This is a genomic window from Orrella dioscoreae, from assembly GCF_900089455.2.
Taxonomy (GTDB): Bacteria; Pseudomonadota; Gammaproteobacteria; order Burkholderiales; family Burkholderiaceae_B; genus Orrella; species Orrella dioscoreae.
The window spans coordinates 2,730,072-2,749,458 of the sequence record NZ_LT907988.1 but is presented as its reverse complement, the minus strand read 5'-3'; the positions used below and the strand labels follow the sequence as shown (position 1 = coordinate 2,749,458).

The following is a 19,387-nucleotide window of genomic DNA, read 5'->3' as shown; positions in this document are numbered from 1 at the left end:
TTTCTCTCTCAAATGATGTTCAATGCAGGAATTGCAGGCTGAACAATATTCGGGAATAAACGGAAAATGCCTAACCCTATTGAAGAAACGAATGCTGTTAGGCAGGTGCGCCACCAACCGGCCAAACTGGACGAGATCGACCGAAAGCTGTTAGCCCTGCTGGCCGAGGACAGCACGCAAAGCTATGCCGACCTGGGCGAGGCCATCCACCTGTCGGCGCCAGCCGTGCACGACAGGGTCAAGCGGCTGAAGCGGGACGGCGTCATCAGGGCGACGGTGGCGAAGATCGACGGCTGCAAGGTCGGCCGCACGCTGCTTGCCTTCGTGCTGGTGAACACGAAGAACCTCGTCAGCACCAAGCGTCTGCTGACGCTGGCCAACGTGCCGGAGATCGAGGAGATGCACACCGTCGCCGGCGACTCCTGCGTGTTGTTGAAGGTGCGCGTGCGCGAAACCGAAGGGCTGGAGGAGCTGCTGGGCAAGATCCAGGACATCGAAGGCGTGGATGGGACGCGCAGCTATATCGTGATGTCGACGTTCGTGGAGCGGGGGCCGGACCCGTATCTGTGAGGGAGGGCGTGGACGTGTCCGTCCACCGAGGTCTGGTTTTGTCTTCCGGCGCCTGCCCATACTCCCGGCTTGTCCCGTTGACGCCAGGAGGCCGCCGTGACCCTCGCCGTTCTTGCCAGCCGTGCCCTGTCGGGTCTGCACGCGCCAGCCGTGCGTGTGGAAGTGCATCTTGCGCCCGGCTTGCCGGCCTTCCACGTCGTGGGCCTGCCCGACGCCGAGGTGCGCGAAAGCCGTGAACGCGTGCGGGCGGCGCTGCTCAACAGCGACTTCGACTTTCCCGCCGGTCGCCTGACCGTCAACCTGGCGCCCGCGGACCTGCCCAAGGAGTCGGGGCGTTTCGATCTGCCGATTGCACTGGGCGTGTTGCTGGCATCGGGCCAGTTGACGCTGCCGGAGCATCGGCAGGGCGGGGCGGTCCCAGGCGAGTCCGTGATGACCCACCTGGTCCTGGCAGGCGAACTGTCGTTGACCGGCGCGCTGGTGCCGGTGGCGGCCGCCCTGGCCATTGCCTTGTCCGTGGCCCGCAGCCAGCCCGGCGCCACGCTGATCCTGCCGCGTGCCAGCGCCGGACAGGCTGCCCGCGTGCCCGGCGTGGCGGTGCTGGGCGCGGACACCTTGCGGGACGTGGTGGCGCACCTGGCGGGCGAGACGCCGTTGTCACCGCCCGCGGCGCCGGCCTTGCAAGAAGCGGGGCAAGCGCCGTGCCTGCGCGACGTGCGAGGCCAGCCCGCCGCCCGGCGCGCCCTGGAGGTGGCGGCGGCCGGCGGGCATGGCCTGTTGATGATCGGTTCGCCCGGCACGGGCAAGAGCATGCTGGCGCAACGCCTGCCGGGCCTGTTGCCGCCCTTGTCGGAAGAGGACGCCTTGGAGGCGGCGGCCGTGGCCAGCCTGGGCGCCGTGGAGACGCCGTTCTCGCGCGTCCCGCCTTTCCGGGCGCCGCATCACGGGGCTTCCGCGGCGTCGCTGGTGGGCGGAGGGTCGCGGCCCCGCGCGGGCGAGATCACCTTGGCGCACCTGGGTGTCCTGTGTCTGGATGAACTGCCGGAGTTCGACCGCCGCGCCCTGGAGGCGCTGCGCGAACCGCTGGAGACGGGCAGGGTGGGGGTGGCCCGGGCGATGTGGCGGGTGGAGTACCCGGCACGCTTCCAGTTGGTCGCGGCCATGAACCCCTGTCCTTGCGGCTGGCATGGCCACCCTGTGCGGCTGTGCCACTGCACGCCCGAGGCGGTGCAGCGTTACCGGGGGCGGATATCCGGGCCGTTGCTGGACCGCATCGACCTGCAGGTGAGCCTGCCCGCGCCCGAGGCGGGGTGGCTGGACCTGCCGCCCGGAGAGGCGTCGGCGCCGGTGCGTGCGCGGGTGGAGGCCTGCCGCGCCCGGCAATGGCTGCGGCAGGGTATGCTCAACGCCGCGTTGCCGCCGTCGGCGGTCGACGCGCACTGCCGGCTGCCCGACGATGCCCGCGTCCTGCTGAACCGGGCCATGGAGCGGCTGGGCTGGTCGGCCCGCTCGGCGCACCGGGTGCTGCGGGTGGCGCGCACCGTGTCTGACCTGGCGGGCAGCGACGCGCTCAGGCTGGCGGACGTGGCGGAGGCCATCCAGTATCGTCGGCAGTTGGGCGTGTGACGCGCGGCCGCCTTGTTTCCCCTCCCTTGTTTCCCTCTATACGCAGCATCAGGCATGTCGAAAAGAATCCGCCCCTCCACCGTGAAGATCGTCCTGTATTTCTGCGCATTCCTCTTCTGCGCCTACGCGATCCTTCACGTGCTGGGCGCCGCGGGCGTCATCGCCGCCAGCCAGTGAACCTGCGCCCGTCGGCGTGCCTGCCGCCCGCCAAAACCGGGGCGAAAAAGGGACACTTCAAGGAAAAGCGTGGCCCGATTCGACACAAACGGAAAAATCACCGTATAATCAAGGGCTTTTCTGCCCACGCCAACATCAAATCCGATAGCGTTGCGTGCTCATGCAAATGGGTGCTTTCCGCATACCGGTGCGCGGGACGGAAAAAGAGCGTGGCCTTGGGTTCATCAAGATCTGTCCGCAATCAGGCGGCAGGCACCCGAAGTCATCATTATGGAAGTCGTCATGCCCAAGATGAAGACCAAGAAAAGCGCCGCAAAGCGCTTTAAGGTCCGCGGCAGCGGATCGATCAAGCGGGGTCAAGCGTTCAAGCGCCACATCCTGACCAAGAAGACCACGAAGAGCAAGCGCCAGCTGCGCGGTTCGGCTGCGGTCCACGAAACCAACGTGGCGTCCGTTCGCGCCATGATGCCTTTCGCTTAACAGGAGCTAGAACATGCCTCGCGTCAAACGTGGTGTAACGGCTCGCGCCCGTCACAAGAAAGTCATTGCCGCCGCCAAGGGTTACCGTGGCCGCCGTGGCAATGTGTTCCGCATCGCCAAGCAAGCGGTCATGCGCGCCGGGCAATATGCCTATCGCGATCGCCGCAACAAGAAGCGCACCTTCCGTGCCCTGTGGATCACCCGTATCAACGCCGCCGTGCGTGAACATGGCGTGACCTACAGCGTGTTCATCGCCGGTCTGAAGAAGGCTGCGATCGAACTCGACCGCAAGGTGCTGGCCGACATGGCCGTTCACGACAAGCCCGGCTTCGCCGCGGTGGTTCAGCAAGCCAAGTCCGCCTTGGGCGCCTGATCCCGTCGTAGAACGTCCGCGCGCAACGTAGTACTGTGCGTCATGCAAACGGGGCCGTCATGGTCCCGTTTGCATTTCTGGCCTGCCATCCGGTCTGACCAGTCATCTCCCCCAGGTTTACCGCTACGACATCATGGCCGACGATCTGAACTTGCAGGACCTCATCTCCCAGGCACAGGCGCAGTTCGCCGAGGCGCAGGACGCGCCCGCGCTGGAAAACGCCAAGGCCCGTTTCCTGGGCAAGCAGGGCGCGCTGACCGCGCTGTTGAAGGGAATGGCCGCGTTCACGCCCGAGCGCAAGCGCGAGGAAGGTGCCCGCATCAACGAAGCCAAGCAGCGTATCGAGGCCCTGCTGACCGAGCGCCGCCAGGCCTTGGCGCAAGCCGAGCTGGACCAGCGCCTGGCCGCCGAGACCATCGACGTCACCTTGCCCGGCCGTGGCCGTGGCGTGGGCGGCATCCATCCGGTCATCCGCACCTGGCAACGCGTCGAAGAGATCTTCCGCTCCATCGGTTTCTCGGTGGCCGACGGCCCCGAGATCGAAGACGACTGGACCAATTTCACCGCCCTGAACAATCCCGAGAACCATCCCGCGCGCTCGATGCAGGACACGTTCTACGTGGACATGCAGGACGAGAAGGGGCTGCCGCTGCTGCTGCGCACGCACACCAGCCCCATGCAGGTGCGCTATGCCCGCATGCACGAGCCGCCCATCAAGGTGATCGCGCCGGGCCGCACCTTCCGCGTCGACAGCGACGCCACCCATTCGCCGATGTTCCACCAGGTCGAGGGCCTGTGGATCGCCGAGGACATCTCGTTCGCGGACCTGAAGGGTGTCTACACCGATTTCCTGCGCTGCTTCTTCGAGACCGACGACCTGGAGCTGCGTTTCCGCCCGTCGTTCTTCCCCTTCACCGAGCCCTCGGCCGAGATCGACATGCGCTTCATGTCAGGCCCCAACAAGGGCCGCTGGCTGGAAATCTCGGGCTGCGGCCAGGTGCATCCCCAGGTAGTGATGAATTTCGGGCTCGATCCCGAGCGCTACATCGGCTTCGCGTTCGGCTCCGGCCTCGAGCGCCTGACGATGCTGCGTTATGGCGTGAACGACCTGCGCCAGTTCTTCGAAGGCGATCTTCGCTTCCTGCGTCAGTTCAACGATTAATCTCCACGGCAGATCATGCAATTTCCTGAATCCTGGCTGCGCACGCTGGTCGACCCCGCGATTTCCTCGGACGAGTTGGGCCATCGCCTGACCATGGCGGGCCTCGAGGTCGAAGACGCGGTGCCGGCCGCGCCGCCTTTCTCGGGCATCGTCGTTGCCCGTATCCTGGAAACCACCCAGCACCCCGACGCCGACAAGCTGCGCGTCTGCCGCGTCGACGACGGTTCGGGCGAGCCGCTGCAGATCGTCTGCGGCGCGCCCAACGCGGCGCCCGGTCTGGTCGTGCCGCTGGCGCGCGTGGGCGCCGAGCTGCCTGGCGGCATGAAGATCGGCGTGGCCAAGATGCGTGGCGTGCAGTCCTCGGGCATGCTGTGCTCGGCCCGCGAACTGGGCCTGTCGCAGGACCACGGCGGCCTCATGGTCCTGGCCGATGACCTGGCGCCCGGCCGCGACCTGCGCGATGCCCTGGCGCTGGACGACACCGTCTTCACCCTGAAGCTCACGCCCAACCGTGCCGACTGCCTGTCGATCCTCGGCGTGGCGCGCGAAGTGGCTGCCCTGACGGGCGCGCCGCTGAAGACGCCGCAAGCCGCGCCGGCCAAGGTCGAACTGGACGAGGTCATTCCCGTCGACATCCAGGCGCCCGGCCTGTGCGGCCGTTTCGGCGGCCGTGTCATCCGCGGCGTGAACGCGCGCGCGGCCACGCCCGAGTGGATGCGCACCCGCCTGGAGCGGGCAGGGCAGCGCTCGGTGTCGGTGCTGGTCGACATCTCCAACTACGTCATGCTGGAACTGGGCCGCCCGTCGCACGTGTTCGACCTGGACAAACTGCCGGCCAAACAGCTCACCGTGCGCTGGGCGCGCGAAGGCGAGAAGCTGGAACTGCTGAACGGCCAGACCATCGAGCTGGACGGCGACATGGGGGTCGTCGCGGCTGGCGAACAGGTGGAAAGCCTGGCCGGCATCATGGGCGGCCAAGCCACGTCGGTCACGCTGGACACCACCAACATTTATGTCGAGGCCGCGTTCTGGTGGCCCGAGGCCATTGCCGGCCGCGCGCGCCGCCTGCGTTTCGGCTCCGAGGCCAGCCATCGCTTCGAACGTGGCGTGGACTACGCCAGCATTCCCGAGCACCTGGAATTCATCACCGCCCTGATCCAGCAGATCTGCGGCGGCCAGGCCGGCCCGCTGGACGACCAGACCGTGGGCACGCTGAAGGAAGCCGGCGCGCGCGCGCCGGTGCGCCTGCGCACCGCCCGTTGCGCCCGCGTGCTGGGCATCACGGTGTCGACCGATGACATCGCATCGGTCTTCACGCGCCTGGGCCTGCCGTTCACGCAGGAAGGCGAGGACTTCATCGTCACGCCGCCGTCGTACCGCTTCGACATCGAGATCGAGGAAGACCTGATCGAAGAGGTCGCCCGCATCCACGGCTTCGAGAACATTCCCGACCGCCCGCCGCTGGCGCGCGCCACCATGCTGTCGCAGCCCGAGGCCGAGCACGGCCCGCACGCGCTGCGCCGCGCCGTCGCCGCCCTGGACTACCAGGAAGTGGTCAACTTCGCCTTCGTCGAAGCCGAGTGGGAGCGTGACTACGCCGGCAATGACGACCCCATCAAGCTGCTGAACCCCATCGCCAGCCAGCTGGCCGTGATGCGCAGCAGCCTCATGGGCGGCCTGATCGCCAATATCGTGCACAACGCCAAGCGCAAGCAGAGCCGCGTGCGCGTGTTCGAACTGGGCCGCGTGTTCAGCCGCGATCCGCGCGTGGAAGCCGGTGGCCTGTCCGTGCGTGGCGTGCACCAGCCGCAACGCCTGGGCGGGGCGGCCTGGGGCACGGCAGCGGAAGAGCAGTGGGGCCTGCCCAGCCGCCAGGTCGACTTCTATGACGTGAAGCGCGACGTGGAGCTGCTCTTCGGCGCGCGCCTGTCCGCGGTGCGCTTCGTCGCCGCCGAGCATCCCGCCCTGCATCCCGGCCGCAGCGCCCGCATCGACGTCGATGGCGCGCCCGCCGGCTGGATCGGCGAACTGCATCCCCGTTGGGTGCAGCAGGCCGAGCTGGCGCACACGCCCGTGCTGTTCGAGATCGCGCTGGATGCGCTGACGCCCGCGCGCGTGCCGCAGGCCGACGACCTGTCGCGCCAGCCCATCGTGGTGCGCGACCTGGCGCTGTGGGTGCCGGCCGGCGTAGACGTGCAGTCGCTGCTCGACACGATTGCCGCCACGGCGGACAATGACCCGGCGTTGTCGGTGCTGCGTGACGTGCGTCTCTTCGACGTGTGGCGCGACCCCAAGGCCGGCGCCGACGCCGACAAGAGCCTGGCGTTCCGCTTCTGGCTGCAGGACCCCGTCGTCACGCTGGAAGATGCGCGCGTCGACGCCTGCATGGCGACCCTGCGCGATGCCCTGGCCAACGCACATGGCGTGCGCCTGCGCACCTGATCATCCGGAGCCGACATGAGCACTGCCGACCCCCGTACCCTGACCAAGGCTGAACTGGCCGAATTGCTGTTCGAGCGCGTGGGCTTGAACAAGCGCGAAGCCAAGGACATCGTGGATACCTTCTTCGAAGAGATCCGCGATGCGCTGGTCAGGGGCGACACCGTCAAGCTCTCGGGCTTTGGCAACTTCCAGGTGCGCAACAAGCCGCCGCGTCCCGGCCGCAATCCCAAGACGGGCGAGACGATTCCCATCGCCGCGCGCCGCGTGGTAACGTTCCACGCCAGCCAGAAGCTCAAGAGCTCCGTCGAGCAGACGGGCTTGCCGGCATCCACCGAGGACGATTCCGACGCCGACGATTGATCCCTTGCGGATCCTCGGCGGACGATACGTTTTGTTGGCTTTTGTCATCCCTGCATAGACGGGCATCGCGGCCTAAAATCGAACAATGACTCGACCCGACCCTACCGTTGCCCTGCCTCCCATTCCGGCCAAGCGCTACTTCACCATCGGCGAAGTCAGCGACCTCTGCGGCGTGAAGCCGCACGTGCTGCGCTACTGGGAGCAGGAATTCACACAACTGAAGCCCGTCAAGCGCCGTGGCAACCGGCGCTACTACCAGCATCACGAAGTGCTGCTCATCCGCCGCATCCGTTCGCTGCTGTATGAGCAGGGCTTCACCATCAGCGGCGCGCGCAATCGCCTGAGCGACGGTGGCCGCGATGCGTCCTTCGACCAGGAAGCCGCCGTGCGCCTGAGCGCACAGGAATTGCAATCGCTGCGCGCGGAGCTGGCCGCCATCTCGGAAAGCCTGCGCGGCGCGCTGGGCACGGCCGCCCCCCCGCAGCAGGTGCACTGATTTTTCGTGTGATGCGCCGTGTTTTTTACACGACGCCAAAAATGGTGCTATAATCTTTTTCTTCACGGAGCGTAGCGCAGCCTGGTAGCGCACTTGCATGGGGTGCAAGGGGTCGCGAGTTCGAATCCCGCCGCTCCGACCAGTACCACAAAGGCCTTAGCAAATTTTTGCTAAGGCCTTTGTCTTTTCTGGCGTCTTTTGGGGCAATGCGCGGCGCAACGAATTTGGCCGGCGCACCGCTGCAGAGGAGGGGAACATCAGACGAAATGGGTTCTCAACGTGCTTGCGAATCCCTTATGCTGAAATTCCGTCGCCCAGGCCGAAGGAATTGCCCATGCTACAAACCGCGATCGTCGCCGTGCGTGACCGCCAGCGACTGCAGGAGATCGTCAGCGTGTTGCTGCGTCACGGTCTTGGCGAAATCGCCGAACGCCTGACTTTGCGCACGTGGCTGCCCGGACGCGATATCCCGCTGGCGCCGGCTGTCGAGGCCGCCACCCCTGCCCAGCGGCTTCGCATGGCGCTCGAACAGCTTGGTCCCACTTTCGTGAAGCTTGGCCAGATGCTGGCCACGCGCGCGGATCTGTTGCCGCCGGAATGGACGCGCGAACTGGAACGATTGCACGCGGGTGTGACGCCCGTGCCGTGGGACGAGATCGCCGCGCAGATCGAAGAAGACCTGGGCGCACCGGTAAGCGCCGTCTTTCCCGACTTTGTCACCGAACCCGTCGCGGCGGCGTCGATGGCGCAGGTGTACCGCGCGACCCTTCCCGATGGCGGCGCGGTCGTGCTCAAGGTGCGCCGGCCTGGCTTGCGGCGCGCGATCGAGGCCGACCTGCGTTTGCTCGACCACCTCGTGGCGCTGGCCAGCGAGCATTGGCCAGCACTTGAGCGCTACCGTCCGCGGGAGGTGATGGCCAACCTGGCCGCCGCCTTGCGCGAGGAACTCGATTTCCGCCAGGAAGGGCGCAATACCGACGCCGCGGCCGCCGTGCTGGCGCAGCGCGAGGATGTGCTGATTCCGCGGATTCATTGGGCATGGACGAGCGAACGGCTGCTGGTGATGGACTTCGTCCAGGGCGCATCGCCAGGTGATTCAGCGGCGATGACGGCGCTGGGGGCCGATGGTCCCGTGCTCGCCAGGCGTGGCGCCGAAGCCTTTCTGCAGATGGCCTTCGAGGGCGGCATCTTCCATGCGGATCCGCATCCGGGAAACCTGTTTGCGCTGCCGGGCAACCGCGTGGCGTTCATCGATTTTGGCATGGTGGGCCGCTTGTCCCCACGCAGACGCCAGCAGTTGCTATCGCTGGTCGCCGCGATCGTGCAGGCGGATGCCGATGGTCTTGCGGCCGTGATGCTCGATGTGTCGGAAGGTGGCACGCCGGACCTGCCGGAGTTGAGTGGCGCGAGCGAGCGCTTCGTGGCGCGCCACGCAGGCGGCGTGCACAACCTCGTGCAGGCGCTCGAAGACTTGATGGCCGTGGTGCGCGATGCGCGGTTGTTCCTGCCCGCAGACCTGGCGCTGCTGTTCAAGGCGTTGGCGACGGCGGATGGCATGCTCAGGCGGCTCGACCCGGCCATCGACCTGATTGCGGTGGCCGCACCGATCGTGCGCCGCGAGCTGCTGGCACGCCATTCCCCGGATGAGCTGGCAAAACGTGGCAAGGCGGCCGCGGCGCAGCTCTACGGCGTCGTGCAGGATGTGCCGCAGGTTCTTCGGCTGGTGCTCTATCACCTGAAGCAGGGAAAGGTGAATGCGCAGATCGAGGTGCGGCATCTTGACCGCGTCAGCGGTGCGCTGGAGCGCGCCGCGACGCGGCTGGCCATCGCCATCGTCACCGCGGCGCTTATTCTCGGCCTGGCGCCGCGGCTGCTCACGGTCGGGCCGGCGTGGCATGGCATGCCGGTCTTCGCGCTGGTCGGCCTTGTCCTGGCGATGATCGGACTGCTCGTGCTGCTGTGGACTTTCCGGCGGCGGCGATGAGCAGGCGCGTAGACCGCCGCGCAGAGCACGCGCACTGCGCGTGCGCGCTTAACGGACAAGTCCAGGATCGACCGCAATCGCGATCTTTCCTTTGAGCCCGTTGTTGGGGTGCTCCAGCCGGGCGTGGGCGCGTGGGATCTCGGCCAGCGAATAGACGGCGCCCACGTGCGGGCGCAACTGGCCGCGGTCGATCAAGGTGCGCAGTTCATCCAGCTTGCCGCGGTTCTGCCGCGTGAAGACGAAGTGATAACTCGCGTTCTTGCCCCAGGCCTGGATCAGGTTCTGCGGCTGGGCAATGTCCACGATCGAGACCACGCGACCGAGTTGGGCGAGCGCATCGGGGCTGCGCGCCAGGGTATTGCCGCCGATGGTGTCGAACACGACATCGACCCCGCGGCCACCGGTTTCCCGCCTGATCACGTCGACATAATCCTCCTTCTCATAGTCGATGGTCACATCGGCGCCCAGGCTTCGCACGAACGCGACGTTCGCCTCGCGCACGGTCGTGAACACCTTTGCGCCGATGGCTTTGGCAACCTGGATCGCCACGTGGCCGACGCCGCCCGCGCCGCCGTGCACCAGGATGCTTTCCCCCACGCGCAGCGCCGCCCGCACGGTCAGTGCTTCCCACACCGTTCCGCCAACCAGCGTCAGGCTGGCTGCCTCGAGATGGCTCAGCGAGGCAGGTTTCCTGCCGATGATGTTCTCGGTGGCGACGTGGTATTCGGCATAGCTGCCCTGGCCATCGAAGATCTGTGGGGTGTACCAGACTTCGTCGCCGGGGGCGAAGGCCGTCACGCCCGGGCCGACGGCCTCGGCCACGCCCGAGACGTCGTGGCCGGTGATGGCGGGCAGCGGCACCAGGTCGGGGTAGTCGCCACGGCGAACCTGGTAGTCCAGCGGGTTGATGGAGGTCGCATGGACCCGGACCAGAACCTGGCCGGCCTGCGGCACGGGCTTGGGGACGTCGCGGAGTTCGAATGCGTCGGGGCCGCCGAATGCTGCCAGTACCATTGCTTTCATGATGATCCTCGTTTCTGGAAAAAGGGATATCGGGAAATTTCGATATCATGGAATAAAAAAAGGTGAAAAATTACAGCTCCTGCCCGATGGCTTTCGCCAGGGCATTGATGGTTGCTTCGTTGCGCTTGTAGTAGGTCCACTGGCCAATGCGCCGGACTTCGACCAGGCCGGCGCGCTGCAGCGTGGCCAGGTAATCGGACACCGTCGACTGGGACAGCCCGACGCCTTCCTGGATGCTGCTGACGCAGACGCCGACCGTATGAACGTCCCCTTCGTCTTGCGCAGGGAAGCTGTTCGCCGGATCCTTCAATCCTTTCAGGATTTCCAGACGCGTACGGTTCGACAGGGCTTTGAAGATTTCCAGCAGGTCCATGGGGTCTCATGATATCGAAAATTCCCGATATGTCAATGCGAAACCCGGCGTTGTTGCGTGAGGCCATCGCAGCGGGGCGGCTTGCCCCAAAAGGAGCCCGACGCCAAGCCGCCGATATACTTGGCCCCCTTTGGGTGACAAATGGCCTCCGACGACGGCCGGGAGTGAGCATGCATACGCTGGACAGCACGGACCCGACGCCGCGGGCCTGGACATTGGCCGAATTGTTGAGCACTGGCAGGTATTGGGGCTTCGTGGCGGCGGTGGTGCTGGCGGCCATGGCAATGCGCAATCTGTACGCCATGCTGCCCATCCTGGTGTCGGAGGTCGGGGCCAGTTATTCGGTCATGCAGTTCCTGTCCGCGGGCAGCATCCTGGGTTGGATCATCGGCGCCATGCTGGCGATGCTGCTGGCGCCGCGCTGGCCCAGGTTGACGCTGGCCTTGCCCTTGGTGGTCTTCACGGCGGGCCTGGCGGCAGGCCTGTGGCTGCCACTGGCGGGCGGCCTGGGCGCCTATCTGTTTTTCATGGGCCTGTGCGGCAGCATCTTCACGGCGGCGGCGGCGGTGACCGTGGCGGGCGTGCTGGCAGGGAGGCACCTGTCGACGTCCGACTTCGTGCTGGCCTTCATGCTGCCCGTCTTGTACATGGGCACGTTCCCCGAGTTCGTGATGGCAGCCGCCGTGTACATGGAGATATACATGGACGAGCCGCAAGGCGTGATGACCGGCATGCTGGTGTTGGCCATCATCGCGGTGCTGGTCCTGCTGCTGACGCCGGCGTTTGCATTCGATGGGAATGCGCGCGTGCGGCACGTGCCGCTGGCCTATCGGCGCCGGTCGCCGGCGCTGGTGGCCATCATCGGATTGCTGCCCGCGGTTTTCTTCGGGGTGTACCTGGCGGCGTTGGTGGCGCAATGGCAAGGCGCCGGCATGGGGGGCAGGATGCTGCCGACCTTGCGCGGCCTGGCCATAGGGGTGGGCATTGGCGCGGCGGCCTATCTTGTCCATTGGGCGTACCGCATCCATGGCGAGATCGCGGGGCAGGGCGCCTCCCGGCAATTGTTGACGCCGCTTGCCGCGGTGCTGATCACGCTGCTGCCCTTGGGATATTTCGTGCTGCTGACGGTGCTTGGCGCCGTCCTGCGTGAGCGGGGCGTGTCCCAGCCCGCCGCGCGTGCCTTGTCGCGGCGTTGGCTGGCCTTCTGGACGATCGTGGCGCCGCCCGTCGCCATGGCGATGCTGCAGGGCGCGGTCAACCGGCTCGAGCACGCCACGCCCGAACCGCGCGCCGCCATTTAAGCCGCGCCTGCCCCTTGCCCGGCAAGATGCCCGCCGTCCACTGCCATGGACGGCGGGCGGCGCAGGTGCCATGACGTGGCGTTCTGCACGGCCCAGCCGATGCGCAGCGCGGTGGCTTCGTCACCGGCGCGCGTGACGATCTGCAGCGAGGTGGGCAGGCCGCCCGCGTCGGCGCCGTTGGGCAGCGCCAGCGCGGCCAGGTTCAGGTAATTGGCGAACCGCGTGTAGTGGGCGGGGGCCTTGGTCTGGTCCACCTCGTGCAGCGGCACGGCGGTCGTCATCGTGGCGGGCGTGAGCAGCGCGTCGATGCCCGCCATGGCGGCCTCGAACTGCGCCATCATCTTCGCGCGCATGGATAGCGCATCGATGTACTGCTTGGCGGTCACGCCGCGTCCGGCAGCCAGGCGCGGGCGCACGTGCGGATCCACCGCGGCCGTCTCGTCGTCGATGATGGCGTGGTACATGGCGTAGCTCTCGGCCGCCATGATGCGCAGGTTGTCGGTGGCCACGTCCACGAAGCGGAAAGGCAGCTCCAGGGGGACGATTTCGGCGCCCAGTTTTTCCAGTTCCTGCAGTGACGCGTCGTACGCGTCCAGCACTGCCGCGCTGGCATATTCGCGCTCGGCGCGAGGCATGCGGGCCAGCCGCAGGCCCTTGATGCCGCGCCGCAGGCCGGGCAGGGGGTCGGCATAGGCCAGGCCGCGGGTCAGCGGGTCCAGCGGATCGGCGCCCTGCATGACGGTGTAGAGCAGGGCGACGTCCTCGACGCTGCGGGCCATGGGGCCCGGCGTGTCCAGCGTCGGGCTGAGCGGCAGGATGCCATGGGTGCTGACGCGGCCCGTGGTGGTCTTCAAGCCCGTGATGCCGCACCACGACGCGGGCAGCCGCACCGAACCGCCCGTGTCGGTGCCCACGGCCCAGGGGGCCAGCGCGGCCGCGACCGCCACGCCGGAGCCGCTGCTGGAGCCGCCCGGCGTGCGGGGCAGCTGGGTGTCCCAGGGATTCCAGGGCGTGCCGGTGTTGCTGTTGGTGCCCCAGCCGCCCATGGCGAATTCCACGGTGTGGGTCTTGCCCAGCACGATCATGCCTTGCGCCAGCAGCCGATCGGTCAGCGTGGCGTTGCGGGGGGCCTGCCACACACGGGTCAGCGAGCCGCCGCCGGTCGGGCGCCCGGCGATGTCGATGAGGTCTTTCAGCGCAATGGGCACGCCATGCAACGGGCCGACGGCATGGCCGGCGCGGATGGCACTGTCGGCGGCCTGCGCGGCCAGCCTGGCGTCATCGGCGTAGACCTCGGCGTAGGCGCGCAAGGCGGGGTCGTCGCGTTCGATGCGCGCCAGGTAGGCGTCCACCAGCGCGACAGGAGACAGCGTGCGGGCCTGCAGCCGCTGGCTCAGGATGTGAACGGGAAGCTCGGTCAGGTCGTCGTGTCGGGTCATGGCGGCGTCATCCTTCTCAGCGCGCGGCTTGCTGTTTCTGGATGGCATCCAGGATGACCTGCGTCGAGCCCAGGATGTCGGGATATTTCTCGCCGGCGTCGATGCGGGCCAGCGTCTTCTTCTCGTCGCGCATCATCTGCAGCGCGCGTTCGGCGGATTCCCTGATGTCCGAGGGCGGCAGCACCAGGATGCCGTTCTCGTCGGCCAGGATGGCGTCGCCAGGCGCGACGGCCACGCCGCCGCAGGTGACCGGGACGCAGAACTCCCCGCCCAGGCCCAGCGTCTTCACGGTGACGGCGGAGGTGCCGCGCGACCACACGGGCACGCCGTACTGGCGCAGTTCGCTCAGGTCGGTGATCAATCCATCGACCACGATGCCTGCCACGCCTGCCGCGCGCGCGGCATAGGCCACCGCGCCGCCCAGCGAGGCGATGGCTTCGTCGCCGCAGCGGTCGATGACCAGCACGTCGCCGGGCCGGGCCTGGCCGATGGCGTAGTGCACCATCGCGCCGTCCATGCCGGGGGCGCGCAGCGTGACGGCGGTGCCGGCGATGCGGCGGTCGGGCATCACCGCCTTGATGGCGGGCGTCATGAAGCCGGTGTAGCGGAAGTGGCCGATCACGGCGGGTTCGGCCTGCACCAGCAGGTCCAGCAGGTCGCGGTCGATGGCGGGCGGGAGGTCGTTCAGGACGTACATGGCGTTCTCCTGTTCAGCGAAAGCGTCACGGTGCGCCGCGCGGGCGCACCGTGGAGGGATGGGGGATTGTCTATCGGTACCAGAGCACCACGCCAGGCCAGGCGATGATGATGCCGACCAGCACGAACAGCGCGATGAGATAGGGGGATACGCCCACGAACACATCGACCAGGGAGCCGCGTCCGCGCGCCGCCTGGACGACGTAGCAGTTCATGCCGACAGGCGGGGTGATCAGGCCGGCCTCGGTCACCAGGATGACCATGATGCCGAACCACACCGGATCGAAGCCGGCCTTGGCCATGATGGGGGCCAGCACGGGCACGGTCAGCACGGTGAGGGACAGGCCTTCCAGGAAGCAGCCCAGCACCAGGTAGATCAGCACCACGATCAGGATGAGTTCGTACTTGCCCAGGTCCAGGTTCGTGATGAAGCCGTCCAGCACGCGCGAGAAGCCGATCAGGCCCAGGGCGAAATTCAGCAGCGCCGCGAAGACGATGATGATGATCAGGATGGCGTTGGTCTTGGCCGTGGCGAACAGCGCGCTGTGCAGGATCGACAGCGACATGCGGCGCTTGAACAGGGCCAGCACCAGGGTGGCCAGCACGCCCAGGGCGGCGGCCTCCGTGGGCGTGGCGATGCCCGCATAGATCGAGCCGACCACGACGATGAACAGGGCCAGCGGCGGCAGCAGCCTGGGCAGGGTGCGCAGGCGCATCTGCCAGTCTGTCTCGATGACCTTGCCGTCCCAGTCCGGCCGCAACATGCACAGGACGCAGGTCACGAGCATGAAGAGTGCCATCAGGATCAGGCCGGGCACGATGCCTGCCATGTAGAGCTCGGGAATGGACGTGTTGGTGATGCTGCCGTAGACGATCATGTTGATCGACGGCGGAATCAGGATGCCCAGCGTGCCGCCAGCTGCGATCGAGCCCAGGAAGATGCGCTCGTTATAGCCGTGGCGCTTGATCTGCGGGATGGCGATGGCGCCAATCGTCGCCGACGTGGCCAGGCTCGAGCCCGAGGTGGCGGCAAAGATGGTGCTGGTGACCACGTTGGTCTGCATGAGCCGCCCGGGCACCCGGTTGAGCCAGGGCGCGACGGCGTCGTACATCTCGCCGGCGATGCCGCTGCGCACGAAGATCTCGCCCAGCAGGATGAAGAGCGGGATCGAGATCAGCACGTAGTTCTGCGAGTGGCCCCAGGCCGTCATGCCCAATGCGTCGACGATGGGCACGGGCGAGATCAGGCCGACGGCCAGGGCGCCGAGGCCTATCACGGAAAAGATGGGCAATCCGGCGAAGAAGAGGATGAATGCCCCGATGGCGAAAGCCAGGCCGATCATCATGACGTGTACTCCTCGACTTGGTTCTGCTCCTCGGCCAGTGCCGAGGCCGCTTCATAACGCCCGCGCGCGGCCAGGCCCAGGCTTTCCAGGAAGACGACCACGGCGGACAGCAGGAACAGCACGATGCCGCCCAGGAAGAGGAATTGCGGAATCCACAGGGGCAGGCGCAGGGGGGTGTTCGAGACGGCGTCGAATTCCCAGGACTCGAACGCGACGATCCAGACCTGCCAGGCCAGCACGCCGATGATGAGGGCGGTGACGCAGGCGGCGAGCACGTCGAGCCAGGCTTTTGCGGCCGGGCGCAGCGTCATGTGGATGACGTTGACGCGGATGTGCGCGCCTTCGAGGAAGGCGTAGGACAAGGCCCAGCTCGTCGCGAGCGCCATGGCGTAGCCGCCCAGCTCGTCGGTGCCGACGAATGCAATGCCGAAGAGCTTGCGCACCAGCACGTCCGCGCTGACGCCCAGCGCGGTGAAAAGCATGAGGTACAGGCCCGCCAGGGCGCTTGCGCGGGAGATGCGGGCAAGCCTGAGTCTCGTGTTCGTTAGGAATGACATGGCAACTCCTGTCCATCCGCGAGGCCGGCAAGCCGCCGGGCCCGCGGACGTCCGTGATGATTACTGGGTGGAGATCTGCATATCGATCGCCTTGCCGGCGGTCTCGTTCCACGAGCGCGTGCAGTCGGCGCCGCAGGTACGGCCGTAGGCGGGCAGCACGAATTTCTCGACCACCTCGCGCACCTTGGCCAGGTCTTGCTGGCTGGGCTCGACCAGCTTCATCTTGCCCTGGGTGACGCCGCTCTGGCCAACCATCGTGCAGCGCGTGTCGGCGGTGTTGCACCACACGCCCTGGTTGACGTTGCTGGTCTGGATGGTGTCGCTGACCTCGCGGTAGTAATAGGTCATGGCCTTGTCCAGCCAGGCGCGTTGCTTCTCGTCCAGGCGGGACAGGCTGCGGGCGTTGGCGACCTGGACGGTGGGTGCCCATCCGGCGATCAGGAAGTACAGCGTGTCGGCCACTTCATAGAGCTTGGCCGTGTTGCCCGACATGCTGCCGGTGATCACGCAGTCGATCACGCCGCGCTGCAGGGCGGGGACGAGTTCACCGAAGGCCATGGTGACGGGCGCGGCGCCCAGGCCCTTGACCAGTTCGGCCAGGGTGCTGGAACTGACGCGGATCTTCTTGCCGCGGAAGTCGTCGATGGTGTTGATGTTGCCCTTGCAGAAGAAGGTCTGCGCGCCCGACATGCCGGCGCCCAGCAGTTCCAGGCGATAGCGCTTCTTCAGGGCGGCGTCGGCGGCGGGCTCATAGGCTGCCAGCACCTTCTTGATCTGCTCGGTCGAGGTGGCGGCGCCCGCCAGGTCGAAGCCGTCCAGCGTCGGGACGTCGCCCGAGCCGTAGTTGGCGACCATGTTGGTCATGTCGAAGGTACCCTGCGACACGAGTTGCAGCGCGTCCTGCGGCTGCGCGCTGATGTCGGTGACGCTGTTGAGCGTGGCCGTCACCTTGCCGTCGCTGATCTCCTTGACGGCCTGGGTCCAGAAGGGCTGCACGACGAAGACCCACTCGGCGGTGCCGACGGGGGGGCCGAGCACCCGCATCGAGAAGGGCTTCATTTCCTTGGCCATGGCGATCAGTTCCGCCTTGGTGTCGCCCTGGGCGTGGGCGGGCGCGATGCCCAGCATGGCTGCCAGCACGAGGGCGGTGGGCAACAGTTTCTTGTACGTCTTCTTCATGGTCTAGCTCCAGGAGAAAATCGGTTCACGTGTGTGGCGCGGCGGGAATGGAGGTGGCTCCGAGCAGGGCGAGGTCTTCGGCCCGCACATCGCCGATGAGCATGTGCCCGGGGGCGTGGGTGATGCAGAGGGGCGGCTTGGCAAGAATGGCCGCGGCCTGCGGCGTGACGCCGCAGCCCCAGAAAACGGGCACTTCGCCGGGAAGAATCTCGGTGGGCTCGCCCTCGTCGGGGCGGGTCACGTCCGCGATGCCGATGGCGGCGGGATCGCCCATGTGCACCGGCGCGCCATGCGCGCCGGGCAGGCGGCCGCAAACCTCATAGGCGATGCGCGCCTCGTCCGGCGTGTAGGGGCGCATCGAGACGACCATGGGGCCGTGGAACGCGCCGACGGGGCGGGTCTGGATCGCGCTGCGGAACATCGGCACGATCTTGCCTTCGTCGACGTGCCGCACGCGCAGGCCGGCCTGCTCCAGGGCGTATTCGAAGGACAGCGAGCAGCCCAGCACGAAGCCCACGAAGTCGTCCTGCCAGTGCGCCGAGATGTCGGTGCATTCCTCGACGAGCACGCCATCGCGCCAGATGCGGTAACGCGGCAGGTCGGTGCGCAGGTCGACGTCATCGCCCAGCATCGGCACCAGCGGGCTGCCCGGCTCGGTCATGCCGATCAGGGGGCAGGGCGTGGGATTGGCCTGGCAATAGCCATAGAAGTCTTCCGCCCAGGCCTTGGGCAGGATCACCAGGTTGCCTTGGCCGTAGCCGGGCGCCATGCCGCTGGTGTTGCCGGTGAGCAGGCCCTGGCGCGCCTGGGCACGCACGCCTGCCGGGGTGGCGGCCCAGTCGGGCAGGGTGAGGGTGGGGGCGATGTTGGCCATGACTCGTGTTGCGCTCTCGTAACGGGGTTGGACGTAGCCTGCCGAGCGCCAAGACGGACGCACTGCAAGGCATGCAGGTCAGGGGAAAGGGAGACGGCGCGGGCAGGGCGCCGCCGGTGTCAACAGACTGCGCTGCGGGTGAACAGGCGCCCCAGGGGCTGCGCCGCGTGCAGCATGTCCAGCTGCCGCAGCGCCGCCCAGATCGTGGCCTGGTTGGAGGTGATCACCGGCACGCCGAGCGCGGCTTCGAGCGCGGTCACGCACTCGGCGGCGCGCCAGGCCGTGCAGGAGCAGAAGAGCGCCTGGGCATCCCGGTCGAAATGGTCCAGCGCGAACTGGATGATCTCGTCGGGATCCTGGTCATTGATGGCGCGATGGCCCTGCGCTGCCGCGCGGACGTCGCCGTGCACGCCCAGCACATCCATGCCCTGCTGGCCGTAGTACGCGGCGAGCTTGTCGTTGGTCCACTGGGGATAAGGGGTGATGACGCTGATGCGCTGGATGTCCAGCGCCTGGAAGGCGTCCATGACGGCGGTGCTGGTGGTGACACAGGGCAGGTGGGCGGTGCGCTGCACCAGCGCGTGGACTTGCTCGTCCCAGGCCGGGCCGCGATAGAAGCTGCCCGAGGTGCAGGCGTACGCGATGAGATCCATGCTGGCCGAGGCCACCGACGCCACCTTGGCGGCCAGGTCCTGGTTCATCTGGTCCAGGAATGCCGGCGTCATCGCGCCATCGGGGATGGCGAGCCGTTCGCTGTGCGCGGTGACCGCTTTCGAGGTCACCCACTTGAAATCCGCCTCGACCGATGTGTTGGTCGAAGGGATCAATATGCCGATCCGCTTTGGAATCATTTTTTTCCCTCTTGAGCGTGCCAGCCGCCTGATCCAGGTTCGCGGGAACCCTCGCCGGCGTGCTTGAGGCACTTTCAT

General features: G+C 67.1%; 20 protein-coding genes and 1 tRNA gene. 12 read left to right on the top strand and 9 right to left on the bottom strand.

Annotated elements, in window-relative coordinates; all coding sequences use genetic code 11:
- The first annotated feature begins 105 nt into the window (after positions 1-105).
- From ODI_RS12855 to ODI_RS12810, 11 genes are all read left to right on the top strand, one after another.
- Positions 106-570 carry an Lrp/AsnC family transcriptional regulator gene (locus tag ODI_RS12855; protein ID WP_231968050.1) on the top strand — a complete coding sequence of 155 codons (465 nt, stop codon included), beginning with the start codon at positions 106-108 and terminating at the stop codon, positions 568-570.
- Positions 571-666: 96 nt separating this feature from the next.
- Positions 667-2,196, top strand: coding sequence for a YifB family Mg chelatase-like AAA ATPase (locus ODI_RS12850; protein WP_067758602.1), 1,530 nt, complete (start codon positions 667-669; stop codon positions 2,194-2,196).
- A 54-nt stretch (positions 2,197-2,250) separates the two neighbouring features.
- Positions 2,251-2,373, top strand: coding sequence for a hypothetical protein (locus tag ODI_RS22625; protein ID WP_269460521.1), 123 nt, complete (start codon positions 2,251-2,253; stop codon positions 2,371-2,373).
- 282 nt (positions 2,374-2,655) lie between these two features.
- Positions 2,656-2,853 (top strand): 50S ribosomal protein L35, encoded by a 198-nt coding sequence (gene rpmI, locus ODI_RS12845; protein ID WP_067758605.1) that lies wholly within the window; start codon positions 2,656-2,658, stop codon positions 2,851-2,853.
- A gap of 13 nt (positions 2,854-2,866) precedes the next feature.
- Positions 2,867-3,226 (top strand): 50S ribosomal protein L20, encoded by a 360-nt coding sequence (gene rplT, locus ODI_RS12840; protein ID WP_067758608.1) that lies wholly within the window; start codon positions 2,867-2,869, stop codon positions 3,224-3,226.
- Between the two features lie 133 nt (positions 3,227-3,359).
- A complete protein-coding gene (gene pheS, locus ODI_RS12835; RefSeq protein WP_067758611.1) occupies positions 3,360-4,388 on the top strand; it encodes a phenylalanine--tRNA ligase subunit alpha in 1,029 nt (342 codons plus the stop codon).
- Positions 4,389-4,403: 15 nt separating this feature from the next.
- The gene (gene pheT, locus ODI_RS12830) at positions 4,404-6,830 is read left to right on the top strand and encodes a phenylalanine--tRNA ligase subunit beta (protein ID WP_067758614.1); all 2,427 of its coding nucleotides are present in this window, start codon (positions 4,404-4,406) and stop codon (positions 6,828-6,830) included.
- A 15-nt stretch (positions 6,831-6,845) separates the two neighbouring features.
- Complete coding sequence (locus ODI_RS12825) at positions 6,846-7,190, top strand: integration host factor subunit alpha (RefSeq protein ID WP_067758616.1); 345 nt, start codon at positions 6,846-6,848, stop codon at positions 7,188-7,190.
- Between the two features lie 85 nt (positions 7,191-7,275).
- Entirely contained in the window at positions 7,276-7,686 is a 411-nt protein-coding gene (locus tag ODI_RS12820; protein WP_067758619.1) for a MerR family transcriptional regulator, read from the top strand.
- Between the two features lie 65 nt (positions 7,687-7,751).
- Positions 7,752-7,828: transfer RNA gene (locus tag ODI_RS12815), tRNA-Pro, on the top strand.
- 192 nt (positions 7,829-8,020) lie between these two features.
- Positions 8,021-9,670 carry an ABC1 kinase family protein gene (locus tag ODI_RS12810; RefSeq protein ID WP_067758623.1) on the top strand — a complete coding sequence of 550 codons (1,650 nt, stop codon included), beginning with the start codon at positions 8,021-8,023 and terminating at the stop codon, positions 9,668-9,670.
- A gap of 48 nt (positions 9,671-9,718) precedes the next feature.
- Here the strand turns inward: ODI_RS12810 and ODI_RS12805 are convergent, their stop codons facing one another.
- Positions 9,719-10,693 carry a zinc-dependent alcohol dehydrogenase family protein gene (locus ODI_RS12805; RefSeq protein ID WP_067758626.1) on the bottom strand — a complete coding sequence of 325 codons (975 nt, stop codon included), beginning with the start codon at positions 10,691-10,693 and terminating at the stop codon, positions 9,719-9,721.
- Positions 10,694-10,763: 70 nt separating this feature from the next.
- Positions 10,764-11,066: an ArsR/SmtB family transcription factor gene (locus ODI_RS12800; protein ID WP_067758628.1), complete on the bottom strand. Its 303-nt coding sequence runs from the start codon at positions 11,064-11,066 to the stop codon at positions 10,764-10,766.
- A gap of 170 nt (positions 11,067-11,236) precedes the next feature.
- Here ODI_RS12800 and ODI_RS12795 point away from each other — a divergent pair, with 170 nt between their 5' ends.
- Positions 11,237-12,367: a hypothetical protein gene (locus ODI_RS12795; RefSeq protein WP_067758631.1), complete on the top strand. Its 1,131-nt coding sequence runs from the start codon at positions 11,237-11,239 to the stop codon at positions 12,365-12,367.
- Here the strand turns inward: ODI_RS12795 and ODI_RS12790 are convergent.
- The 7 genes from ODI_RS12790 to ODI_RS12760 form a co-directional block, all read right to left on the bottom strand.
- Positions 12,364-13,806, bottom strand: a complete 1,443-nt coding sequence (locus ODI_RS12790; RefSeq protein WP_067758634.1) for an amidase — start codon at positions 13,804-13,806, stop codon at positions 12,364-12,366. The two genes, ODI_RS12795 and ODI_RS12790, sit on opposite strands and share 4 nt — an antisense overlap.
- 16 nt (positions 13,807-13,822) lie before the next feature.
- Positions 13,823-14,503 (bottom strand): RraA family protein, encoded by a 681-nt coding sequence (locus tag ODI_RS12785; RefSeq protein WP_067758637.1) that lies wholly within the window; start codon positions 14,501-14,503, stop codon positions 13,823-13,825.
- 70 nt (positions 14,504-14,573) lie between these two features.
- Positions 14,574-15,848: a TRAP transporter large permease gene (locus ODI_RS12780; protein WP_231968049.1), complete on the bottom strand. Its 1,275-nt coding sequence runs from the start codon at positions 15,846-15,848 to the stop codon at positions 14,574-14,576.
- Positions 15,845-16,405 (bottom strand): TRAP transporter small permease subunit, encoded by a 561-nt coding sequence (locus ODI_RS12775; RefSeq protein WP_082985480.1) that lies wholly within the window; start codon positions 16,403-16,405, stop codon positions 15,845-15,847. Before ODI_RS12775 ends, ODI_RS12780 begins: the two co-directional genes overlap by 4 nt.
- Positions 16,406-16,465: 60 nt before the next feature.
- Positions 16,466-17,584, bottom strand: a complete 1,119-nt coding sequence (gene dctP / locus ODI_RS12770; RefSeq protein WP_067758642.1) for a TRAP transporter substrate-binding protein DctP — start codon at positions 17,582-17,584, stop codon at positions 16,466-16,468.
- A gap of 25 nt (positions 17,585-17,609) precedes the next feature.
- On the bottom strand, positions 17,610-18,458 hold the full coding sequence (locus ODI_RS12765; protein ID WP_067758645.1) for a putative hydro-lyase: 849 nt from the start codon (positions 18,456-18,458) through the stop codon (positions 17,610-17,612).
- 119 nt (positions 18,459-18,577) lie between these two features.
- Complete coding sequence (locus ODI_RS12760) at positions 18,578-19,285, bottom strand: maleate cis-trans isomerase family protein (protein WP_231968048.1); 708 nt, start codon at positions 19,283-19,285, stop codon at positions 18,578-18,580.
- Between the last annotated feature and the right edge of the window lie 102 nt (positions 19,286-19,387).